Annotated in this window: 26 protein-coding genes; 3 read left to right on the forward strand and 23 right to left on the reverse strand. The window is 57.8% G+C overall.

The genetic code is table 11. The features are described from left to right. Window positions 1-41 precede the first annotated feature (41 nt). The gene (bhsA, locus tag LGM20_RS15915) at window positions 42-299 is read right to left on the reverse strand and encodes a multiple stress resistance protein BhsA (RefSeq protein WP_002900788.1); all 258 of its coding nucleotides are present in this window, start codon (window positions 297-299) and stop codon (window positions 42-44) included. A gap of 133 nt (window positions 300-432) precedes the next feature. Between bhsA and LGM20_RS15920 the strand changes: the two genes are divergently transcribed. Then, window positions 433-552 (forward strand): hypothetical protein, encoded by a 120-nt coding sequence (locus LGM20_RS15920; RefSeq protein WP_044522093.1) that lies wholly within the window; start codon window positions 433-435, stop codon window positions 550-552. Then, the gene (locus LGM20_RS15925) at window positions 549-1,184 is read left to right on the forward strand and encodes a TetR/AcrR family transcriptional regulator (RefSeq protein WP_023289148.1); all 636 of its coding nucleotides are present in this window, start codon (window positions 549-551) and stop codon (window positions 1,182-1,184) included. The genes LGM20_RS15920 and LGM20_RS15925 overlap by 4 nt, the downstream gene beginning before the upstream one ends. A 52-nt stretch (window positions 1,185-1,236) precedes the next feature. On the opposite strand, the gene LGM20_RS15930 is transcribed toward LGM20_RS15925, so the two are convergent. Further along, window positions 1,237-1,359, reverse strand: a complete 123-nt coding sequence (locus tag LGM20_RS15930) for a hypothetical protein (RefSeq protein WP_004140642.1) — start codon at window positions 1,357-1,359, stop codon at window positions 1,237-1,239. Between the two features lie 68 nt (window positions 1,360-1,427). Between LGM20_RS15930 and LGM20_RS15935 the strand changes: the two genes are divergently transcribed. Continuing rightward, the gene (locus LGM20_RS15935) at window positions 1,428-3,617 is read left to right on the forward strand and encodes a TonB-dependent siderophore receptor (RefSeq protein ID WP_044522092.1); all 2,190 of its coding nucleotides are present in this window, start codon (window positions 1,428-1,430) and stop codon (window positions 3,615-3,617) included. A 57-nt stretch (window positions 3,618-3,674) separates the two neighbouring features. On the opposite strand, the gene LGM20_RS15940 is transcribed toward LGM20_RS15935, so the two are convergent. From LGM20_RS15940 to rpmF, 21 genes are all read right to left on the reverse strand, one after another. Beyond that, the gene (locus LGM20_RS15940) at window positions 3,675-4,214 is read right to left on the reverse strand and encodes a glycine zipper 2TM domain-containing protein (RefSeq protein WP_064158277.1); all 540 of its coding nucleotides are present in this window, start codon (window positions 4,212-4,214) and stop codon (window positions 3,675-3,677) included. 191 nt (window positions 4,215-4,405) lie between these two features. Next, window positions 4,406-5,710, reverse strand: a complete 1,305-nt coding sequence (locus LGM20_RS15945) for an NAD(P)/FAD-dependent oxidoreductase (RefSeq protein WP_008805997.1) — start codon at window positions 5,708-5,710, stop codon at window positions 4,406-4,408. A 245-nt stretch (window positions 5,711-5,955) separates the two neighbouring features. After that, window positions 5,956-6,498: an alpha/beta hydrolase YcfP gene (ycfP, locus tag LGM20_RS15950; protein ID WP_002900775.1), complete on the reverse strand. Its 543-nt coding sequence runs from the start codon at window positions 6,496-6,498 to the stop codon at window positions 5,956-5,958. A 35-nt stretch (window positions 6,499-6,533) separates the two neighbouring features. Continuing rightward, window positions 6,534-7,544 (reverse strand): beta-N-acetylhexosaminidase, encoded by a 1,011-nt coding sequence (nagZ, locus tag LGM20_RS15955; RefSeq protein WP_072422053.1) that lies wholly within the window; start codon window positions 7,542-7,544, stop codon window positions 6,534-6,536. Between the two features lie 23 nt (window positions 7,545-7,567). Then, on the reverse strand, window positions 7,568-8,395 hold the full coding sequence (gene thiK, locus LGM20_RS15960) for a thiamine kinase (RefSeq protein ID WP_044522088.1): 828 nt from the start codon (window positions 8,393-8,395) through the stop codon (window positions 7,568-7,570). Beyond that, a complete protein-coding gene (gene lpoB / locus LGM20_RS15965; RefSeq protein WP_072096711.1) occupies window positions 8,376-9,014 on the reverse strand; it encodes a penicillin-binding protein activator LpoB in 639 nt (212 codons plus the stop codon). The genes thiK and lpoB overlap by 20 nt, the downstream gene beginning before the upstream one ends. A 21-nt stretch (window positions 9,015-9,035) precedes the next feature. Next, a complete protein-coding gene (locus tag LGM20_RS15970) occupies window positions 9,036-9,410 on the reverse strand; it encodes a YcfL family putative periplasmic lipoprotein (RefSeq protein WP_004204572.1) in 375 nt (124 codons plus the stop codon). A gap of 4 nt (window positions 9,411-9,414) precedes the next feature. Next, entirely contained in the window at window positions 9,415-9,771 is a 357-nt protein-coding gene (hinT, locus tag LGM20_RS15975) for a purine nucleoside phosphoramidase (protein ID WP_044522087.1), read from the reverse strand. 261 nt (window positions 9,772-10,032) lie between these two features. Continuing rightward, a complete protein-coding gene (ptsG, locus tag LGM20_RS15980; RefSeq protein ID WP_002900680.1) occupies window positions 10,033-11,466 on the reverse strand; it encodes a PTS glucose transporter subunit IIBC in 1,434 nt (477 codons plus the stop codon). Between the two features lie 296 nt (window positions 11,467-11,762). Further along, entirely contained in the window at window positions 11,763-12,557 is a 795-nt protein-coding gene (locus LGM20_RS15985) for a metal-dependent hydrolase (RefSeq protein ID WP_032452441.1), read from the reverse strand. 10 nt (window positions 12,558-12,567) lie between these two features. Continuing rightward, window positions 12,568-13,572, reverse strand: coding sequence for a DNA polymerase III subunit delta' (holB, locus tag LGM20_RS15990; RefSeq protein WP_044522085.1), 1,005 nt, complete (start codon window positions 13,570-13,572; stop codon window positions 12,568-12,570). Beyond that, on the reverse strand, window positions 13,569-14,210 hold the full coding sequence (gene tmk, locus LGM20_RS15995; protein WP_023289141.1) for a dTMP kinase: 642 nt from the start codon (window positions 14,208-14,210) through the stop codon (window positions 13,569-13,571). Before tmk ends, holB begins: the two co-directional genes overlap by 4 nt. After that, complete coding sequence (gene yceG, locus LGM20_RS16000) at window positions 14,200-15,222, reverse strand: cell division protein YceG (protein ID WP_023289140.1); 1,023 nt, start codon at window positions 15,220-15,222, stop codon at window positions 14,200-14,202. The genes tmk and yceG overlap by 11 nt, the downstream gene beginning before the upstream one ends. A gap of 1 nt (window position 15,223) precedes the next feature. Then, entirely contained in the window at window positions 15,224-16,033 is an 810-nt protein-coding gene (gene pabC, locus LGM20_RS16005; RefSeq protein WP_044522082.1) for an aminodeoxychorismate lyase, read from the reverse strand. Window positions 16,034-16,158: 125 nt separating this feature from the next. Further along, window positions 16,159-17,400 (reverse strand): beta-ketoacyl-ACP synthase II, encoded by a 1,242-nt coding sequence (fabF, locus tag LGM20_RS16010; RefSeq protein WP_002900666.1) that lies wholly within the window; start codon window positions 17,398-17,400, stop codon window positions 16,159-16,161. Window positions 17,401-17,489: 89 nt separating this feature from the next. Beyond that, window positions 17,490-17,726: an acyl carrier protein gene (acpP, locus tag LGM20_RS16015; RefSeq protein WP_000103754.1), complete on the reverse strand. Its 237-nt coding sequence runs from the start codon at window positions 17,724-17,726 to the stop codon at window positions 17,490-17,492. Between the two features lie 210 nt (window positions 17,727-17,936). Beyond that, window positions 17,937-18,671 (reverse strand): 3-oxoacyl-ACP reductase FabG, encoded by a 735-nt coding sequence (gene fabG / locus LGM20_RS16020; protein WP_002899294.1) that lies wholly within the window; start codon window positions 18,669-18,671, stop codon window positions 17,937-17,939. Between the two features lie 12 nt (window positions 18,672-18,683). Continuing rightward, window positions 18,684-19,613 (reverse strand): ACP S-malonyltransferase, encoded by a 930-nt coding sequence (gene fabD / locus LGM20_RS16025; RefSeq protein ID WP_044522080.1) that lies wholly within the window; start codon window positions 19,611-19,613, stop codon window positions 18,684-18,686. 15 nt (window positions 19,614-19,628) lie between these two features. Beyond that, window positions 19,629-20,582 (reverse strand): beta-ketoacyl-ACP synthase III, encoded by a 954-nt coding sequence (locus LGM20_RS16030; RefSeq protein WP_002899288.1) that lies wholly within the window; start codon window positions 20,580-20,582, stop codon window positions 19,629-19,631. A gap of 53 nt (window positions 20,583-20,635) precedes the next feature. After that, the gene (gene plsX / locus LGM20_RS16035; protein WP_201785712.1) at window positions 20,636-21,733 is read right to left on the reverse strand and encodes a phosphate acyltransferase PlsX; all 1,098 of its coding nucleotides are present in this window, start codon (window positions 21,731-21,733) and stop codon (window positions 20,636-20,638) included. A gap of 203 nt (window positions 21,734-21,936) precedes the next feature. Next, window positions 21,937-22,110: a 50S ribosomal protein L32 gene (rpmF, locus tag LGM20_RS16040; protein WP_000290724.1), complete on the reverse strand. Its 174-nt coding sequence runs from the start codon at window positions 22,108-22,110 to the stop codon at window positions 21,937-21,939. Window positions 22,111-22,121: the final 11 nt, after the last annotated feature.

The following is a 22,121-nucleotide window of genomic DNA, read 5'->3' on the forward strand; positions in this document are numbered from 1 at the left end:
TCGCTGACCGGTGAAGGGGGCCGGGCAGCGACGCATCGGGTTTACTTGTAGATAACCGCGGTACCGTGAAGAGTATTCGGACCAGTTACCGAAGTAATACGGTATGAGGTGGCGCCCATTTCATCCGCTTTCTGCGCCAGCTGGTCTTCCAGCGACCCCAGGTTAGTCCCTGCGGACGCAGAGATGGTGCCCACTTTATGCTGGCCGGCTGGGGTGGACTGCACCTCAACAGCGGCAAAGCTGGCGAAAGAGAGGGAGCTAAGCACGGCGGCAATAGCCAGAGTATTAACGGTTTTCATGATTATTATACCTATGCAGATGAATTTTATAGTAGGGTCGTAAGCATTAACTTAACGATCGATAGGTAAATAATAATGTGATCTAAGTCACACGTCAACGCATTTTTATAACGATCGTTTAACTATTTATAAAATGCTTAATTTTCATACGCATATGAATTATTTATTTTTGAACCAACAGCGCTGGCCCCGGCGATCGTTTATTTTTATAATGGCCATTCACCAAACCAACATAGGTACAACGGCATCATGACAACTGACGTTCAAAGTTGCGCCAAAAAAAGCCGTGGCCGACCGAAGGTGTTCGACAGGGATGCGGCGCTGGACAAAGCCATGACACTCTTCTGGCAGCACGGCTATGAGGCGACCTCGCTCGCCGATCTGGTCGAGGCGACAGGAGCAAAAGCCCCCACCCTGTATGCGGAATTTGTGAATAAAGAAGGACTGTTCCGCGCAGTATTGGATCGTTACATTTCGCGCTTTGCCGCGAAGCACGAAGCCGTGCTGTTTGCTGAGGGAAAAACCGTCGATCGGGCGTTGCGCGACTACTTCACCGCGGTCGCCACCTGCTTTACCAGCAAAGAGACGCCGGCCGGCTGCTTTATCATCAATACCTCCGCCGCGCTGGCCGCCTCCTCGACGGATATCGCCAACACCATCAAATCCCGCCATGCGATGCAGGAGCAGGCGCTAACCCAGTTTCTGCAGCAGCGGCAAGCGCAGGGCGAACTGCCTGCGGGCCGCGACGTGGCGCAGCTCGCGCAGTTTCTCAACTGTGTCCTGCAGGGGATGTCCATCAGCGCACGGGAAGGCGCCGATTTCGACAAACTGATGCAAATCACTGACACCACTCTCCGTCTCTGGCCGCTGGTCCTCGAGTCCTGATGCGCCCCGCTTCCGGCGGTATTCTGCCGCCGGAACCGCCCGCCGTTTCGCTTTACCCCCACAAAATAGATTGATTTTTATTACCTTTTCTCGCGCAAGATAAACGCAAATGATATTGATTGCGATATTCATTATGTGCAAAATCCTTTTTTGAGTTTTTCCAGATGTTTCGCATTGTAACGAATACCGGCCGACGCCGGCCCATAACAACGACAAAGCAACTTGCTCATAAAAGGAATGGATATGAAAAAGCGCCTCTGGGTGCTCCACCCTCTGCTGCTGGCCAGCGCGCTGCCTGCGCTGGCGGCTCAGTCTGATGAAGACAGCATCATCGTTAGCGCGAACCGCACCCACCGCACCGTGGCCGAGATGGCCCAAACCACCTGGGTCATTGAGGGCCAGGAGATTGAGCAGCAGGTCCAGGGCGGGAAAGAGTTCAAAGACGTGCTGGCGCAGCTGATCCCGGGCATCGATGTCAGCAGCCAGGGGCGCACCAATTACGGGATGAACATGCGCGGGCGCGCCATCGTCGTGCTGATTGACGGCGTCCGGCTCAACTCCTCACGCACCGACAGTCGCCAGCTCGACGCCATCGATCCGTTCAACATCGAACATATCGAAGTGATCTCCGGGGCGACCTCACTGTACGGCGGCGGCAGTACCGGCGGACTTATCAACATCGTCACCAAAAAAGGGCAGCAGGATCGGCAGGTCGATCTTGAGGTGGGCAGCAAGAGCGGGTTTGCCAACAGCAACGATCATGATGAGCGCGTCGCGGCGGCCGTCAGCGGCGGGACAGACCACGCGTCCGGGCGTTTATCGGTAGCCTATCAGCGTTTCGGCGGCTGGTACGATGGCAACAACGATGCGCTGCTCCTCGATAACACCCAAACGGGGCTCCAGCACTCTGATCGTCTGGACGTCATGGGAACGGGGACGATCGAGATCGACGACAACCGCCAGCTGCAGCTGGTCACCCAGTATTATAAAAGCCAGGGCGATGATGACTATGGCCTGTGGCTCGGAAAGAATATGTCCGCGGTGACCAGCGGCGGCAAAGCGTACACCACCGATGGGCTCAATTCCGATCGTATCCCCGGCACCGAGCGCCATCTGATCAGCCTCCAGTACTCCGATGCCGACTTCTTCGGTCAGAATCTGGTGAGCCAGGTGTACTATCGCGATGAATCCCTCACCTTCTATCCGTTCCCGACGCTCAGCAAAGGCCAGGTCAGCAGTTTCTCCTCGTCGCAGCAGGATACCGATCAGTATGGGGCAAAGCTGACCCTGAACAGTCAGCCGCTGGCGGGCTGGGATCTCACCTGGGGTCTCGACGCCGATCATGAGACCTTCAATGCCAATCAGATGTTCTTCGATCTGCAACAATCGCTGGCTTCCGGCGGGCTGCACAACGAATCGATCTACACCACCGGCCGCTACCCGGGATACAGCATCTCCAACGTCGCGCCGTTCCTGCAGTCAAGCTACGATCTGAACGATATCTTTACCATTAGCGGCGGGGTTCGCTACCAGTGGACCGAAAACCGGGTTGACGACTTTGTCGGCTACGCCCAGCAACAGGATATCGCCAACGGCAAAGCGCGCTCCGCCGACGCCATCAAAGGCGGCAAAACCGATTATGACAACTTCCTGTTTAACGCCGGGATCGTCGCCCATCTGACCGAGCGTCAACAGACCTGGTTTAACTTCTCGCAGGGCGTTGAGCTGCCGGATCCGGGTAAATACTATGGCATCGGGAAATACGGCGCCGCGGTCAATGGTCATCTGCCGCTGCTCTCCAGCGTCAACGTCGATGACTCGCCGCTGCAGGGGATCAAAGTTAACTCGTATGAGCTGGGCTGGCGCTACACCGGCGATAACCTGCGCACCCAGCTGGCGGCGTATTACTCGACTTCGGATAAAACCATCGTGGTCAACCGTACCGACATGACCATCGATGTTCAGTCCGACAAGCGGCGTATTTACGGCGTTGAGGGAGCGATCGATTACTTTATTCCGGACAGCGACTGGAGCGTCGGCGGCAACTTCAACGTGCTGAAATCACAGGTGCAGACCGATGGCCGCTGGCAAAAATGGGACGTCACCCTCGCCTCGCCGTCCAAAGCCACCGCCTGGGTAGGCTGGGCGCCGGATCCGTGGAGCCTGCGCGTGCAGAGCCAGCAGGTGTTTGACCTCAGCGACGCCGCCGGCAACAAGCTGGAAGGCTATAATACCGTCGATTTTATCGGCAGTTACGCGCTGCCGGTGGGGAAACTGACCTTCAGTATCGAAAACCTGCTTAACGAAGATTATGTCACCATCTGGGGCCAGCGCGCGCCGCTGCTCTACAGCCCAACCTACGGCAGCTCGTCGCTGTATGAATATAAAGGCCGTGGCCGTACCTTCGGTCTGAATTACGCGTTAACTTTCTGACAAAAAAAGCCCCTCAGCCTGAGCGATTGAGGGGCTAATCATTACACAAATCTGTTTTTAGATTTTGTTGTTCAGGACCAGCTGGCCGTTGTTGTCCAGCGGGATCTGGCTGCCAGGATCGTGATCCATACGGATTTTCCCCTGCTGATCGCCTATCTTATAGGTCACATCGTAGCCCAGCATTTTGTCGGATTTGTCATACACCGTTTTGCAGCGCTGCTGCGTGGTGGTGTAGGTGTCGTTATCCTGCATCGCGCCCTGGAGCTGGTTACCGGCATAGCCGCCGCCCAGCGCGCCCACCACCGTCGCCACGCTGCGTCCGTGACCGCCGCCGAACTGGTGGCCAATCACCCCGCCCGCCACCGCGCCCAGCACGGAACCGGCGATGCGGTTTTCATCCTGTACCGGACGACGATGGGTCACGGTGACATTGCGGCATTCCTGGCGCGGCGTTTTGACGGTTTCTTTAATCGGTGTACTGGAGACCACTTGCGCATACTGCGGGCCGCGATCTAACACGTTGAGACCAGCGACAGCTGCAACGCCCAGCGCGGCAGCCACGCCTATCCCTATACCCGCCAACATAGATTTATTCACGGGAGATCCTCCTTTGTTGCTGTTGATACAATTTTGCAACCGGACCCGGGAAGGCGCAAATCAGATAGCGGATGAAAAGTGCGAGAATTCGCTGCAAATCAAAGGGATTCAGAGGATTCCGAGCGGGATCACCGCCGGTTCAGCAGAAGAGCCCGGAGGCGCCGCCAGGGCGCTCCGGGTCGCGATAGCGATTAGTGCAGCTTGAGACGCGGGCGAATGATGCGGTTGATGCGACCAACCAGCATCATCAGGCCGGTTTTGAAATAGCCGTGCAGGGCGATCTGGTGCATACGGTACAGGGAGATGTACACGAAGCGCGCAATGCGCCCTTCCACCATCATCGAGCCGCGCATCAGGTTGCCCATCAGGCTGCCGACGGTGGAGTAATTGGACAGCGACACCAGCGAGCCATGGTCTTTATAGGTATACGCCTTCAGCGGTTTGCCTTTCATCTGCGCGAGGATGTTATTCAGCGCGCAGGTGGCCATCTGGTGCGCCGCCTGAGCACGCGGTGGCACAAACCCGCCTTCCGGACGGGCGCAGGAGGCGCAGTCGCCGATGGCGAAAATATCCGCGTCGCGGGTGGTCTGCAGCGTCGGCTCAACCACCAGCTGATTGATACGGTTGGTTTCCAGGCCGCCGATCTCTTTCATGAAATCTGGCGCTTTGATCCCGGCCGCCCAAACCATCAGATCCGCTTCAATATATTCGCCATCTTTGGTGTGCAGGCCGCCCGCATCGGCGCTGGTGACCATGGTCTGCGTCAGCACCCGTACGCCCAGCTTGGTCAGCTCATTGTGCGCCGCGCCGGAAATGCGCGGCGGCAGCGCAGGCAGAATGCGTTCGCCCGCTTCGACCAGCGTGACGTTCAGCGCTTCGTTGGTCAGCCCTTTGTAACCGTAGCTGTGCAGCTGTTTCACGGCATTATGCAACTCAGCGGAGAGTTCCACGCCGGTGGCGCCGCCGCCGACGATGGCAATGTTCACTTTACCGTTAGCGCCAAGGTTCGCGGAGTACTTAAGGAACAGGTTGAGCATCTCCTGATGGAAACGACGCGCCTGATGCGGGTTGTCGAGGAAAATGCAGTTCTCTTTCACCCCAGGGGTGTTGAAGTCATTCGAGGTACTGCCCAGCGCCATCACCAGCGTGTCGTACGGCAGTTTACGCTCAGCCACCAGCAGCTCGCCTTTTTCATTGCGCAGTTCGCCGAGGGTGATGGTCTTCCCTTCGCGATTGATATCGACCACCGATCCCAGCTGGAACTGGAAGCCGTGGTTGCGGGCATGGGCCAGATAGCTCAGCGCATCAACGCCTTCATCCAGAGAACCGGTGGCCACTTCGTGCAGCAGCGGCTTCCACAGATGGCTGTGGTTACGGTCCACCAGGGTGATTTTCGCTTTCTTATGGCGCCCTAACTTTTTCCCCAGCTGAGTTGCCAGTTCCAGTCCGCCTGCGCCGCCACCCACAATTACGATTTTTTTCAATGGCGTAGTCATGTGTACCCCTAAAATTATTAACCAATTGTTAAATAAAAGTTATTAAAATAGCCTTTATTTAACAACAAGTTACGTCAATGAAACCATTCAGCACTGTCGAGAATACCATGAACGGTGCATTGGTCATACCAAAATTGATGTGCATCAAGTTTTGTCGCGTATTTTTTCAGCGAAACCAATAAGTGTAGACATGAAAAAACCCGCGCGGTGAACCCGGCGCGGGTTTGGAGATAGGGGAAAAAGGCTTAACCGAGGGTTTTAAACGCTTTCAGCCGCTGCAGGTGCGGCGAGATGTTTTTAAACTTATGGGTCTGCTCTTCATCCCAGATAATTTCATAATAGTGGTGCAAAAGGTCGGCGGAACGCTGGCTGTCCAGCGCTTCGTCCTGCCGGGAAAGCACCACCAGGCAGCGATCGCGGTTCTTCTCGCGAAAGTTGGTCACGCACTTGGTGGCGATGTCAGCATACTCTTCCGGTCGGTCGATTTTGCCTTCCATATTCTCATGCGGAAACAGGTTCGGATTGAACACCGCCTGACGAATATCGCACAGGAAACCAATCCGCTCAGCCCAGTAACCGCCGAGTCCAACGCCGCAGATCAGCGGCCGGTCATCGGCGGTAAGCTGCAGCATTTTATCGACCTCTTTCAGCAAATGCTGCATGTCGTGCTTGGGGTGGCGCGTGCTGTAGCTTATCAACCGCACGTCAGGGTCAATAAACTGCAACTGCATCACCTTCTCGTGGTTACCGGGGCTGTTCGAGTCAAAACCGTGTAAATAGATAATCATCGCATCCTCACCAGACAACAACGCCCCGCAGAGCGTTACGCGGACTTCGCCTCTTGCCAGCGCGCATGAAGCTGCTCCAGCTGGGCACTCACCGTTTTCCAACGGGCTGAATCCCTTAACTCCTGACGGGAAAAGGAACCTTTATGATACAATTTCGTAACACGCTCTGCTTTGATCGGCGACAGGTTATCCAGCACACTGACCGCGCCCTTACGATTATTGCAGACCAGTATCATATCGCAACCGGCGTCGAGCGATGCCTGGCCGCGTTCGGCATAGCTGCCCATGATCGCCGCCCCTTCCATCGACAGATCGTCGGAGAAAATCACCCCGTCGAAGCCCAGCTCGCCGCGCAACACCGTCTTCAGCCAGTACGCTGAACCGCTGGCCGGGCGCGGATCGAGCTCCGGATAAATCACATGCGCCGGCATAATGGCATCCAGACGCTGCTCGGCGATAAGGCTTTTGAATATCGCCATATCGTGGTCGCGGATGACCGATGCCGGACGCGGATCGAACGGGGTTTCTTTGTGCGAATCGGCAGTCACCGCCCCGTGTCCCGGGAAGTGTTTGCCGGTGGTTTTCATGCCCGCAGCGTGCATGCCGTCAATGAAGTGACGCGCCATCGTCAGCGCTTTCTGCGGATTTTCATGATAAGAACGTTCGCCGATCGCGGCGCTGATATGGCCGACGTCCAGCACCGGCGCAAAGCTAATATCGATGTCCATGGCGATCATTTCGCTGGCCATCAGCCAGCCGGCCTCGGCGGCCAGTTTGCCCCCCTCTTCCATCCCCAGCAGCGCGGCGAAAGACTGGGCCGCCGGTAAACGGGTAAAGCCTTCGCGGAAACGCTGAACGCGTCCCCCTTCCTGATCGACCGCCACCACCAGATGGTTACGGGAGGCTTCGCGGATCTGGCGCACCAGCTCCCGCAGCTGCGCCGGATCGTGATAATTTCGGGTGAAGAGGATCAACCCTCCCACCAGCGGATGCGCCAGAATCTCTCGCTCTTCCGCATCCAGTTCATACCCTTCAACATCCAACATCACTGGGCCCACACTGACCTCTCTTATCCTTTGCGTTCGTTGTCTAACTGACACCATGTTTCATCTGCCAGCGTGATAAATTGCCGATCCCCGCTCTGCCGCCAGCGCATTTCATACCAGCCCGCCATCAGCAGCAGTACCCACGGACGCCAGCGCGCCACCTGCCGCCATAGCTGCTGCGGGTCGATGGCCGCCCGCCGGGCATACGCCGTCACCAGCTGGCGGCGCTCGCCCGGGGCGATCCATACGGCGGCCAGCTCCAGCGCGATATCGCCATCGCCGGCATATTCCCAGTCGATCAGCTTCAGACCGGCGTCGCTGTGGATAATATTGCCGGCATGGACGTCCATATGCAGCGGCGCCAGCCGCAGAGGACGAGGCTCGCCCCGGCGGCACAGCCGCTGATGCCAGCGTAGCCAGCGCGGCGTGCGCCGGGCCGGATCGCTCCTCTGCCAGTACTGCGCCAGCAGCGGCCCGAGACTCACATGCCAGCCAAACCGCGGTTGCTGATGCAAATCATACAATAAGGCAGACAGCTGCGGGCAGTCAGGTAACTCGCTTTTCACCTCACCCGCGCAATACTCCACCACCATCCAGCAGGGCGAGTAAAACAGGGGGTTGGGCGCCAGCCTGGCAGGCAGCCGGCGCAGCGCGCGATACTGACGGCGAAAATAACAGGCAGCGGCAGACGGGTCGTGCGGCTGACGCAGCACTCGTCGCCGGTCGCCGTCGCTGATAATCACACTGCCGCCGCTGAGGCCGGTCTGGCTCAGCGAGGCGACAGGATGATAGTGGGGAAAGAAGCGCGACAAGAGCTCGTCGCGCGTTAGCTTATTGTTGCTGAACAGCACCTTTACCTGACCAGATAATCTCGCCGGTTTGCACCAGCATCAACTGCATCTTCAGCTCAGGCGCGTTGACGTTGCCGGTGGCATTGGAGTAAAGCACATACTGCGCGCCCACGTTGCGGGCGATACCCATGGCTTTGCTGCGGCTGCCGAGGCTGTCCTGCGGCGACAGGCCCAACTGCTGCTTGGCGACCGCCAGCTGCTGCGGTGAAACAAGGGTAAATTTGCCGTTGCCCGCCAGCGCGTTGCGTAACGCGGTGGTAGCTTCTCCGGCATTCAGCGAACCGTTGGTGCGGTTGTTCACGCTGTCAACCAGCAGAATACTGCCGGCATTGACCCCGCCCGCCTGCAGCATCTGTCCCACCATCGGCTGCACCGCGCCGTTCCAGTCATAATGACGCACGCGCGGCGCCGGCTGACCCGACTGCTGATCCTGATGCTCAATCGGTCCTGGCTGCGACGGGACGGATGGCACCGCCGGTACCGTCGGCACCGTGGGCTGCGGCTGCGCAGGCTGCTGCGGCTGCGGTTTGGCCTCTTCTACCGGCGCGGGCTGCTCACGCAGCCCCGCACAGCCTGCGAGGAATATCGCCAGTGCTGTGATTAACGCATAGCGACACATTTTCATCATTATAATTACCCCTTACAGATAAAGATAAAGGCGGGCCTTATGCGCCCCCAGGATATTGGCGCTGCCATACAACGTCACCGAGGAGCGAGCCGGAACCACGATGGTGCGCGGCGCCTCCAGAGGGTGCATCTCCAGCCCTCGGGCGTCATACCAGAAAAAACGATAATGCACGGTGACCGGCTGTTGGCGCTCGTTATACAGCGTAGAGGAGGCGGTGGCCTGGATCTCCGTCGCCACGACGACAGGCTCGCTGGCGCTGATCCCGGCGGCCAGCACGCTCGACTCCATCACCAGCGCCTGCTGGTCAGAAACCGGGATCTCCGGATGTGAACTACATCCGGCCAGCAGCCCCGCCGCCAGACACGCGCCCAAAAGGGTCCTGAGCATGACGTTAGCCTTTGTGCGCCAGCATCGGACCCAGCGGACGACCGCCCAGCAGATGCATATGGATATGGTAAACTTCCTGGCCGCCGTGACGGTTGCAGTTGACGATCAACCGGTAGCCATCGTCGGCGAGGCCTTCATCGCGGGCAATCTTCGCCGCGACGGTCATCATCCGGCCCAGGGCCAGTTCATGTTCAATGGTAACGTCATTTACGGTAGGAATCAGAACGTTCGGGACAATCAGAATGTGGGTGGGCGCCTGCGGGGAGATGTCGCGAAAAGCGGTCACAAGCTCATCCTGATAAACCATATCCGACGGGATCTCCCGGCGAATGATTTTGCTGAAAATCGTTTCTTCTGCCATGACTGATTCCTTATTAGTTTTATCCCGTACGCTGGCCTGCTTCTGCAGATAAACGCGGACGCACAGGTTACGGTAAGAGTATGAGCGACATCCTCCCTCTCTTTCAACCTGAAAGCTCTTTTTCTTATTCAACTATAGACTTAGCTGCTGAGGGAATAAGCATTTGGCGGACAGTTTGCGGGGTTATCGCCTCTGGAAGGCCGATCTGGTGACGTAAAAAAGGCAGCCAGTTGGCTGCCTTAGTCTCCCCGATACTACGTCTTAACTGTTACGGATGTACTCATCCATTTCAGTTTTCAGGTTATCGGACTTGGTACCGAAGATGGCCTGTACGCCAGAACCTGCCACTACCACGCCAGCGGCGCCCAGTTTTTTCAGGCCAGCCTGGTCAACTTTCGCTACATCCGCCACGCTAACACGCAGACGAGTAATACATGCGTCGAGGTTGGTGATGTTCTCTTTACCGCCGAAAGCGGCGACCAGAGCCGGAGCCATCTCGCTGGTTGCGCCAGCCTTGCTCTCTTCGGTGGTATCTTCACGACCCGGGGTTTTCAGATCCAGGGCTTTAATCAGCACGCGGAAAATGACGTAGTACACGATCGCATAGCAGATACCAACGATCGGGAACAGCCACAGCTTGCTGCTGTTACCGGACAGCACGATAAAGTCGATCAGGCCGTGAGAGAACGAGGTACCGTCACGCATACCCAGCAGGATACAGATCGGGAACGCCAGACCCGCCAGGATGGCATGGATAACGTACAGGATCGGCGCCACGAACATGAACGAGAACTCGATCGGCTCGGTGATACCGGTCAGGAACGAGGTCAGCGCGGCGGAGATCATGATACCGCCCACTTTGGCGCGGTTTTCCGGTTTAGCAGAGTGCCAAATCGCGATAGCCGCTGCCGGCAGACCGTACATTTTGAACAGGAAGCCGCCAGACAGTTTGCCCGCAGTCGGGTCGCCTGCCATGTAGCGCGGGATATCGCCGTGGAATACCTGACCCGCCGCGTTGGTGTATTCGCCGATCTGCATCTGGAAAGGAACGTTCCAGATGTGGTGCAGACCAAACGGCACCAGGCAACGCTCGATGAAACCGTAGATACCAAACGCCACCACCGGGTTCTGATAAGCAGCCCACTGGGAGAAGGTCTGGATCGCGGAACCGATCGGCGGCCAAATGAAGGAGAGGATCACGCCGGTGAAGATAGCGGCCAGACCAGAGATAATCGGTACAAAGCGCTTGCCCGCAAAGAAGCCGAGATATTCTGGCAGCTTGATGCGATAGAAGCGGTTGAACATGTACGCGGCGATAGCACCGGAGATAATACCGCCAAGCACGCCGGTATCAGCCAGGTGTTTTGCCGCAATCTCGTCAGCAGGTAAATGCAGCACCAGCGGCGCAACCACCGCCATGGTTTTCACCATGATGCCGTAAGCTACGACTGCAGCCAGTGCGGATACACCGTCGTTATTGGTGAAGCCGAGGGCCACACCGATAGCGAAGATCAGCGGCATGTTGGCGAAAACAGAACCGCCTGCTTCTGCCATGACGTGGGAGACCACGGCTGGCAGCCAGCTGAAGTTTGCGGAACCGACGCCCAGCAGGATACCTGCGATAGGCAGTACGGATACCGGCAGCATCAGCGATTTACCGACCTTCTGCAGGTTAGCAAATGCATTCTTAAACATAATTGAGAGTGCTCCTGAGTATTTGGTACTTTTTTACGTTTTCACGCATTGGCCCGGGGGGAGAACCGCGCCGTGGACAGGACATCTAAGCGCCCTTTATTTATTACACAGAGTAAAATAATTAACGGGATGATTGTTTGACGGCTATCACGTTTCAATCAGCCTTCCGGTAAAAATTTACATCAGCTTACATAAGTTGTATCCAGATGTTGCCAAAAAACCTTCACCGCCACTTTTGTGGCGGTGAACTTTACTCGCTTTGGCTATTAATTACGAGCCTTAAAATAATAAGCAGATCAAGCAGGTTGCAAGCGGGCGGGGTCAATGTGGAACAGCGTGGCAAAATTGTCGGTGGTCTGCTGAGCCAGTTGCTCCAGCGACACCCCCTTCAGTACCGCCATGTATTCAGCAACGTCACGAACCATCGCCGGCTGGTTCTCTTTGCCGCGATGGGGTACCGGCGCCAGGTACGGCGAATCGGTCTCCACCAGCAGACGATCCAGCGGAACATAGCGCGCCGCATCGCGCAGTTGCTCGGCGTTACGGAAAGTGACGATACCGGAAAACGAGATATAGAACCCCATGTCGAGCAGCTTACCCGCCGTCTCCCTGTCCTCAGTGAAACAGTGTAGTACGCCTCCGCAATCCGTCACCTTTTCTTCACGTAAAATGGCCAGGGTATCGGCGCGAGCGTCACGGGTATGCACGATCACTGGCTTATTCAGCTCCCGGCCGATGCGGATATGGTCACGGAATGAGGTTTGCTGCTGGGCTTTGGTTTCCGGGGTATAAAAATAATCCAGCCCGGTCTCTCCCATCGCGACGACGCCCTCTTCCGCCGCCAGCGTGCGCAGCGTCTCCACCTCGTAGGGCTCGTCCTGGTTTAACGGGTGCACGCCACAGGAGAAAACGACATTGTCACGCCTCCCTACCAGCTCGCGCATACTGCGGTAGCCAGGCAGCGTCGTGGCGACCGCCAGGCAAAATTTCACATCGCGCGCGGCCGCTTTTGCCAGCACGTCATCGACGTTTTTGTGCAGAGTTTGATAATCCAGACCATCAAGATGGCAGTGGGAGTCGACTAAAAACATAATGTCTCACTCAGAGGTGGGAGACGGGTAAAACCGTCCCGGGTTGCAGGTAATGTTCCCAGCGCAGCAGGCGCTCGGTGAGCAGCAGTTCGCGGTTGACGCCGACGACGTTCAGCAATTGCTCGCGGCAGGTACAGACGTCATGGGCAATCGCCTGCAGCCGGGAGGCGGGCAGACTATGCGCCAACTGATCCAGCAGCGGCCAGACATCCGGATTACTCACCAGGGCAATTCCCTGCTGTCGTTTTTGCGCATCGACCAGCAGCGATGCCAGCCAGTTCAGGCGAACCGCCGCCTGTTCATGATTGAGTATCGGCAGCAGCGCCAGCCAGTCACCGCTCGCCAGCGTGGTCGCCAGCGCCTGACACAGCTGCTGTCGCGCCGTCCACTGCGGCTCCTTAAGCAGCTCAAGCGCGGCGGCCGGCGCGCTGGCGCACAGACGTAACGCGGTCAGCAGCGCCTCCTGCGGCAGGTTCACCTCACGCTCCAGCCAGGCCAGGGCATAAGATTCCGTCGGCGGCGACAGGTGGTGCAGGCGGCAGCGACTGCGCAGAGTGGTCAGCAGACACGCCGGCTCCTCGCAGGCGAGGAAGAACCAGGTATTTTCCGGCGGCTCCTCCAGCGTTTTCAGCAACGCGTTGGCGGCGGCATCGGTCAGCAAGGCGGCATCGCTAATCCATACCACCTTCGCCCCACCGAGGCGCGCGCGCTCATAGAGCTTGTCGTTGACATCGCGCACCGCGTCAATACCCAGCGCGCTCTTGCCTTTCTCGGGGCTCAGCGGGTAGTAATCGGGGTGCGTACCGGCCTGCATCAGCTGGCAGCTGTGGCAGTGACCGCAGCTTTTATGCCCTTCGGGCTGGCGGCACATCAGGAAGCGGCACAGCGCATACATCAACGCCTCGCCGCCCATCCCGCTCCGGGATTGTAACAGTAAGGCGTGGTGGCCTCGTCCGGCCTGATAGCTACCGACCAGTTGCTCGAACGAGGGGCGCAGCCACGGATACCATTTCATGCCGGTTGCTCCGCCATCCACTGGACGATCGTGGCGCGAATATCGCGCGCGACGGCATCCAGCGGCTGCGTCGCGTCCACCGTGCGGATAGAAGGATCCGCCGCGGCCAGCTCAAGGTAGCGCGCGCGGGTACGATTGAAGAAGTTCATGGACTCCTGCTCAATGCGATCCAGTTCGCCGCGGGCGCGGGCGCGCCGCAGGCCCACTTCCGGCGTGACGTCGAGGTACAGCGTCAAATTGGGGCGAAAATCGCCGAGAACGGCGTCACGCAGCGTCGCCAGCATCGTGCGGTCAATCCCCCTGCCGCCGCCCTGATAGGCCTGAGTGGAGAGATCGTGACGATCGCCGATCACCCACTGGCCGCGAGCCAGAGCAGGCTTAATCACGGTCTCCACCAGCTGGACGCGCGCCGCGTAAAACATCAGCACTTCCGCTTTATCGTTAATCACTTCATCGCCCGTGGACTGGATATCCAGCACCAGGCTACGCAGTTTTTCGGCAAGGATTGTGCCCCCCGGCTCACGGGTAAACACCATATCGTGAATACCTGCCGACTGCAGCGTCTCCACCACCAGTTGACGTGCGGTGGTCTTCCCGGCGCCCTCCAGCCCCTCGATGACGATATAGTTACTGCGCATTTTTTTCCTTAAGTACTTTCAGATAGTCCTGCACCGCGCGGTTATGGCTGACCAGGTTTGTGGTAAACGTATGGCCCCCTTTCCCGTCGGCGACAAAATAGAGGTATGGCGTTTTCGCCGGATGGGCGGCCGCCTTCAGCGACGCTTCGCCCGGCACCGCAATAGGGCCTGGCGGCAGGCCGCTGATGGTATAGGTATTGTACGCGGTCGGCGTCTCCAGATCCTTACGCGTTAACTTACCATTATACCCTTCTCCCATCCCGTAGATCACCGTTGGATCAGTCTGTAAACGCATGCCGATGCGCAGGCGGTTGATAAACACCGACGCGACGCGATCGCGCTCTTCCGCCACCGCGGTCTCTTTCTCAATAATCGAGGCCATGGTCAACAGCTGATTCTGATCGTCATAGGGCAGATTATCCATCCGTCCTTCCCAGACCTTCGCCACTTCGGTGACCATTTTCTGATGCGCGCGCTTGAGGATGGCGATGTCGCTGGTATTGGCGGTGTACATCCAGGTATCCGGCCAGAACCAACCTTCCACCCAGTCGGCGTGGTCAAGACCTAGAGCCTTAGCCACCGTCGCGTAGCTATCGTCTTCAAGCGTGTGCTTCACGTAGGGGGCATCGCGCAGCTGACGAAGGTAGTCGCTGACGCGCATGCCTTCGACAAAGCGCAGCGGAAACTGCGCCTCTTTGCCGCTGGCCAGCAGCTGCAGCATTTCGCGTACCGTCATTTGCGGCGTGAAGCGATAGGTCCCGGCCTTGAAGTGAGACAGCTCAGGCTCCATCCGCAGCAGCCACTGGAACACGCGCGGACGATTGATCACCTTCTCGCGATAGAGATCCTGCCCCAGCGCCAGCCGGCCGGTGCCGGCTTCGAGGGTAAAGATGGTCTCTTCTTTAATCAGCAGCTTGCTGTCCGCCAGCTGGCGTACCTTCCACATTCCTGCCGCCGCGGCGATGCCCAACAGCACGACCAGCAACAGGATAAAACGTAACATTTTCTTCATACTAACCAGACAGCTCACACAAAGGGGCTAAAAAATGGTAAAGCTCGCGAGAGGACCAGACGGTCTCCTCCCAGCGACGAACCGGCACCAGCGGCATAAGCGCATTGCAGATCAGCACTTCATCGGCCTCCCGCAACGTCTCGGGACGCGCTGTCACTTCGACAACGCGAAACGTCGATGGTGCCAGCTGCGCGATACAACGCTGCCGCATTATGCCGTTGACCCCGGCATAATCGAGTCGCGGAGTAAAGACATCCCGTCCCTGACGCCAGAATAAATTCGCGGCACAGCATTCCGTAAGCCACCCGTCACTGTCAAGGACCAGCGCCTCATCGGCGTCCGTCTGTTCAAGATGAGAGCGGATCAGCACCTGCTCCAGACGGTTAAGATGCTTCAGACCGGCCAGACAGGGGTTGCGCCCCAGGGTCACCGGGCTTCGGGTCAGGGTAATGCCCTCCTCCCGCCAGCGCGCGTAGTGCGCCGGAAGCGAAGAGACGCTCAGAATGCGGGTGGGCGACGCGCAGCCCGCCGTGCTGTATCCCCTCCCCCCGACGCCGCGGGTGAGGACCACCTTAAGCACACCCTGGGCGTGCGGCCGAGCCAGACGCTGCATCTCGTCGCTCAACGTCAGCCAGTCGTCAAATGGGATGCGTAATTTTTCGCAGGTCGTCTGCAAACGCTGCAGATGGGCGTCCAGTAACGCAACCTGCCCGTGCTGTATACGGGCGGTGGTAAAACAACCGTCGCCAAACTGGACGGCGCGATCGTTCGCCGCCAGCGTGTCCTGTTCAACGCCATTTATCAAGAACATAAAGGACTCCTTTTCACAGGTCGGTGAGTGTCTCAGGACACGGAGCAGAGGACAAGCGGAGAAAGCCGAATAAAAAAGGCCCGACGAACGGGCCTTTTGTTAAAGCAGTACCGGGGCAAGCCCTGTCACACTTTTTTGAAGATCAGCGAACCGTTAGTGCCGCCGAAGCCGAAGGAGTTGCACAGGGTGTACTCCATACCGGAAACCTGACGCGCTTCGTGCGGAACGAAGTCGAGGTCGCAGCCCTCATCCGGGTTGTCGAGGTTGATCGTCGGCGGAACCGCCTGATCCCGCAGCGCCAAGATAGAGTAAATCGACTCTACCGCCCCTGCCGCGCCCAGCAGATGCCCGGTCATGGATTTGGTGGAGCTCACCAGTACGCGGCTCGCCGCATCGCCGAAGACAGACTTAACCGCCTGCGCTTCCGCTTTATCGCCAGCCGGCGTCGAGGTGCCGTGGGCATTGACGTAGCCGATCTGGCCCGGTTCGATACCCGCATCGCGAATGGCATTCACCATCGCCAGCGCGGCGCCCGCGCCATCTTCCGGCGGTGACGTCATGTGGTAAGCATCGCTGCTCATGCCGAAGCCGACGATCTCGGCGTAGATTTTCGCGCCGCGTTTTTTCGCATGCTCGTACTCTTCCAGCACCACCATGCCCGCGCCGTCGCCCAGCACGAAGCCGTCGCGATCTTTATCCCACGGACGGCTTGCCGCCTGCGGGTTGTCATTGCGCGTGGAGAGCGCCCGCGCTGCGCCAAAGCCGCCCACGCCAAGCGGGGTACTGGCTTTTTCCGCACCGCCTGCCACCATCGCATCGGCATCGCCATAGGCGATGATGCGCGCAGCCTGACCGATGTTGTGCACGCCTGAAGTACAGGCGGTCGCGATGGAGATACTTGGTCCACGCAGACCAAACATGATGGTCAGATGCCCGGCCACCATGTTAACAATTGTGGAGGGAACGAAGAATGGGCTGATCTTACGCGGTCCGCCGTTGACCAGCGAACTGTGGTTTTCTTCGATCAAGCCGAGGCCGCCAATACCGGAGCCGATCGCGGCGCCAATACGGGTAGCATTCTCTTCCGTCACTTCAAGGCCAGAATCCTGCATGGCCTGAACGCCAGCGACAATTCCATATTGAATGAAGGCATCCATCTTGCGCTGCTCTTTGCGCGAGATGATGTCATCACAGTTAAAATCCTTTACTAAGCCAGCAAATTTCGTTGCATAGGCGCTAGTATCGAAATGGTCGATCAGGCTGATGCCACTCTGACCGGCAAGGAGAGCTTTCCAGGTAGACTCTACGGTATTGCCGACAGGAGACAACATGCCCAGTCCGGTCACAACTACACGACGCTTAGACACGTTTGTCCTCCAGGGAGGGAAAATAGATTCTTGTGGGACAAAAAAAAGATAAAACTCAGGCGGTCGAATGACCGCCTGGAGATGTTCACTTACGCCTGGTGGCCGTTGATGTAATCAATGGCAGCCTGAACGGTGGTGATTTTCTCAGCTTCTTCGTCCGGAATCTCAGTATCAAACTCTTCTTCCAGAGCCATTACCAGCTCAACGGTGTCAAGAGAATCAGCGCCCAGGTCTTCAACGAAGGAAGCATTGTTGGTAACTTCTTCCTGCTTAACGCCCAGCTGCTCGCCGATAATTTTCTTAACGCGTTCTTCGATAGTGCTCATACTCTTAAATTTCCTATCAAAACTCGCTTTCGCGATGGTTTTCGTAGTGTATAAAATGTTGAAAAATTTGCAACTAAATCCCGGCAGGTCTTACCACGATTTTGCGCTATTTTGAGGCCGTTTGCCCTAAGAACGCAAATCTTTTCGCACAAAACCGCACACAGAACCGTGCGAAGTGCGCGGTTCCTGAACGTTTTGCACAAATCTCGGTCAGACCATGTACATTCCGCCGTTGACGTGCAGGGTTTCACCAGTGATGTAACTTGCTTCGTCAGAGGCTAAAAATGCCACCGCGCTGGCGATTTCATTTGGGGTGCCAAGGCGCCCCGCAGGAACTGCCGCCAGCGTACCCGCACGCTGCTCATCGGTCAGCGCACGCGTCATGTCCGTTTCAATAAAGCCCGGAGCAACAACGTTTACAGTAATACCGCGTGACGCAACTTCACGCGCCAGTGATTTACTGAAGCCGATCAGACCCGCTTTCGCCGCAGCGTAGTTGGCCTGACCCGCATTTCCCATGGTACCAACCACAGAACCGATAGTGATAATACGTCCATGACGCTTTTTCATCATAGCGCGCATTACCGCTTTTGACAGACGGAAAACCGATGACAGGTTGGTTTCGATAATATCGTTCCACTCGTCATCTTTCATGCGCATTAACAGGTTGTCGCGAGTGATCCCGGCATTATTAACCAGGATATCCACTTCGCCAAACTCTGCGCGCACATTTTCCAGAACAGATTCAATAGATGCCGGGTCGGTCACATTCAACATCAGACCTTTACCGTTGGCGCCTAAATAGTCGCTGATCGCCTGCGCGCCGCTTTCGCTGGTCGCAGTACCGATAACTTTCGCGCCGCGGGCGACGAGCGTTTCAGCGATGGCGCGGCCAATACCGCGGCTTGCACCGGTAACCAGCGCGATTTTTCCTTCAAAACTCATGGTTTTCCTCTTTTATTGCTCAAGCGCCGCAGACATCGCCGCCGGCTCGTTAAGCGCGGAAGCGGTCAGGGTGTCAACAATACGTTTGGTCAGGCCGGTGAGGACTTTACCCGGGCCAACCTCATACAGATGCGTGACGCCCTGAGCAGCCATAAACTCAACGGTTTTGGTCCACTGAACCGGGCTATACAGCTGGCGTACCAGCGCGTCGCGAATGGCGTCCGGCGCGGTTTCGCACTTCACGTCGACGTTATTTACCACCGGAATCGTCGGCGCGTTGAAGGTGATGTTCTGCAGCTCAAGCGCCAGTTTTTCCGCAGCGGGCTTCATCAGCGCACAGTGGGAGGGCACGCTCACCGGCAGCGGCAGCGCGCGTTTAGCGCCCGCGGCTTTACAGGCGACGCCTGCGCGTTCGACGGCCTCTTTGTGACCGGCGATAACCACCTGTCCCGGGGAATTGTAGTTCACCGGAGAGACGACCTGCCCTTCGGCCGACTCTTCACAGGCTTTGGCGATAGCCGCGTCGTCCAGACCGATAATCGCTGACATGGCGCCGGTACCTTCCGGTACGGCTTCCTGCATAAATTTGCCGCGCAGTTCAACCAGGCGAACGGCGTCAGCGAAAGCGATAACGCCCGCGCAAACCAGCGCGGAGTATTCGCCAAGGCTGTGGCCTGCCAACAGCGCCGGCGCTTTGCCGCCCTGCTGCTGCCAGACGTGGTACAGCGCCACGGAGGCGGTCAGCAGCGCCGGCTGGGTCTGCCAGGTCTTATTCAGTTCTTCTGCCGGGCCCTGTTGCGTCAGCGCCCACAGATCGTAACCCAACGCTGCGGAAGCTTCACCGAAGGTCTCTTCAATGACCGGCCAGGTCGCCGCCATATCGGCCAGCATGCCTACGGCCTGAGAGCCCTGTCCCGGGAACACAAAAGCAAATTGCGTCATGTTTAAATCCTTATACTAAAAACGAACCAGCGCGGAACCCCAGGTGAAACCGCCACCAAAGGCTTCCAGCAAAATCAGCTGCCCACGTTGAATGCGGCCATCGCGGACGGCCTCATCCAGCGCGCAAGGGACTGACGCCGCGGAGGTGTTGCCATGGCGGTCGAGGGTCACTACGACGTTATCCATCGACATGCCCAGTTTCTTCGCCGTCGCGCTGATGATCCGCAGGTTTGCCTGATGCGGCACCAGCCAGTCCAGCGCTGAACGTTCAAGATTATTCGCGGCCAGCGTCTCATCAACGATATGCGCTAACTCGGTGACCGCCACTTTGAAGACTTCATTACCGGCCATCGTCAGATAGATCGGATTTTCCGGATCGACGCGATCGGCGTTCGGCAGGGTCAGCAGTTCGCCATAGCTACCGTCAGCATGCAGATGCGTCGAGATAATGCCAGGCTCTTCGGAGGCGCCCAGCACCACCGCGCCGGCGCCATCGCCGAAAATAATAATCGTCCCGCGATCGGCCGGATCGCAGGTGCGCGCCAGCACATCAGCGCCAACGACCAGCGCATAATCCACCGCGCCGTTTTTCACATACTGATCGGCGACGCTCAGCGCATAGGTGAAACCGGCGCAGGCGGCCGCGACGTCAAACGCCGGGCAGCCTTTGACGCCCAGCATAGACTGAATCTGGCAAGCCGAACTCGGAAACGCGTGCGTGCCGGAGGTGGTCGCAACGATGATCAGACCAATTTGCTCCGCGGACACGCCCGCCATCGCCAGCGCCTGCTTTGCGGCTTCAAAGCCCATCGTAGCAACTGTTTCATGCGCTGCGGCAATACGACGCTCACGGATACCTGTGCGGGTGACAATCCACTCGTCAGAGGTCTCTACCATTTTTTCCAGGTCGGCGTTTGTACGCACTTGCTCGGGCAGATAGCTGCCGGTACCAATAATCTTCGTATACATGTACGCTCAGTCACTCTTGGGTAATATACCCGCCTCGTTCAACCGCCGCGGCGTCAGTGGTGTCCATTCGTCCCGCTTTGCTGTCGGGCGTTCACGTCACTGTCGCTTTCCGGCAGCTCGAAACCAGCTGGGTATAAAGATTCCAGGCGCGCGGCGATCCGTTGAGGAATTTGCCGCTGCACCGCCTGCACTGCCTGCTCTATCGCGACGCTAAAGGCGCGCTGATTGGCAGCACCATGACTCTTGATCACGGAACCGCGCAATCCTAACAGACAGGCGCCATTATACTGGTCGGGGTTGAGGTGACTGAATCGCCTCGCCAGGCTTTTTTGTAACCAACGTTTTAGTAACAGCAGCCACCACGACCGTTTTTTGCCCTCTCCCTGAGATTTCAGCAGTGAAAGGAACATTCTGACAACACCTTCCATGGTTTTTAATGTGACGTTGCCCGTGAATCCGTCACAAACCAGCACATCGGTTTTTCCGGTCAACAGTTCATTGGCTTCAAGATAGCCGATGTAGTTGAGGGAAGGCAGCGTTTTGAGCACTGCGGCAGCATCGCGGATGCTGCTGAGGCCTTTCATCTCTTCTTCGCCGATGTTCAGCAAGGCGACGCGTGGATTGGCAATGCCGACCACCTCTTCCGCCAGTACCGCGCCCATCACCGCGAACTGCACCAGCATCGTGCTGTCGCAGTCGACGTTGGCGCCGAGATCCAGCACCACGGTTTTGCCCTTCTGCTGGTGCGGCAAAACCGTCACCAGCGCCGGCCGCTCAATACCTTCAATCGGTTTGAGCAGCAGTTTCGCCAGGCCCATCAGCGCGCCGGTGTTGCCGGCGCTAACGCAGGCTTCCGCCCGCCCTTCTTTCACAAGCTCCAGCGCCACGCGCATTGAGCTTCCGCGACTGCTGCGGATAGCCTGTGCGGGTCGCGCATCACTGGCAATAACTGACTGCGCAGGAATAATCTGCAGACGCGAACGTTGTTCGAAGTCAGCTTTGGCGAGTAATGGCGTGATGGCGTCGGGATCGCCGACTAAAAGAAGTGTGAGTTGCGAATTAGAGTTCAGTGCCTGCAGTGCTGCAGGCACTGTCACGGATGGGCCGAAATCGCCCCCCATGACATCTAACGCCAGGGTTAGACGTGTCAAGGTATCGTCGCTGCCCGGTTCGGTGATTCCCCAGTTGCCCGGGGAGTCCTCACTAAGCTTCATCACGCTGGCACCCGCGAATTTTCACGCTGCAGACGCAACAATCCGGGCATTGACGCTTCTGGTTACCGGGTTAACCGAGTGTCCAGGTACGCACACGCCCGCCATGGCCTGCAACGGGAAATCCTGCGAGTATCGCGTGATTACTTAGCGATAACCTTGCGACCGCGGTAGAAACCGTCGGCAGTGATGTGGTGACGCAGGTGTTTCTCACCAGAAGTTTTGTCTACAGACAGGCTGGTGACTGCGGTCAGCGCGTCATGGGAACGACGCATGCCACGTTTGGAACGGGTTGGTTTATTCTGTTGTACGGCCATGGACCTTACTC

Origin of the sequence: Klebsiella quasipneumoniae subsp. quasipneumoniae, from assembly GCF_020525925.1 — a bacterium.
In the GTDB taxonomy this organism is placed as follows: domain Bacteria; phylum Pseudomonadota; class Gammaproteobacteria; order Enterobacterales; family Enterobacteriaceae; genus Klebsiella; species Klebsiella quasipneumoniae.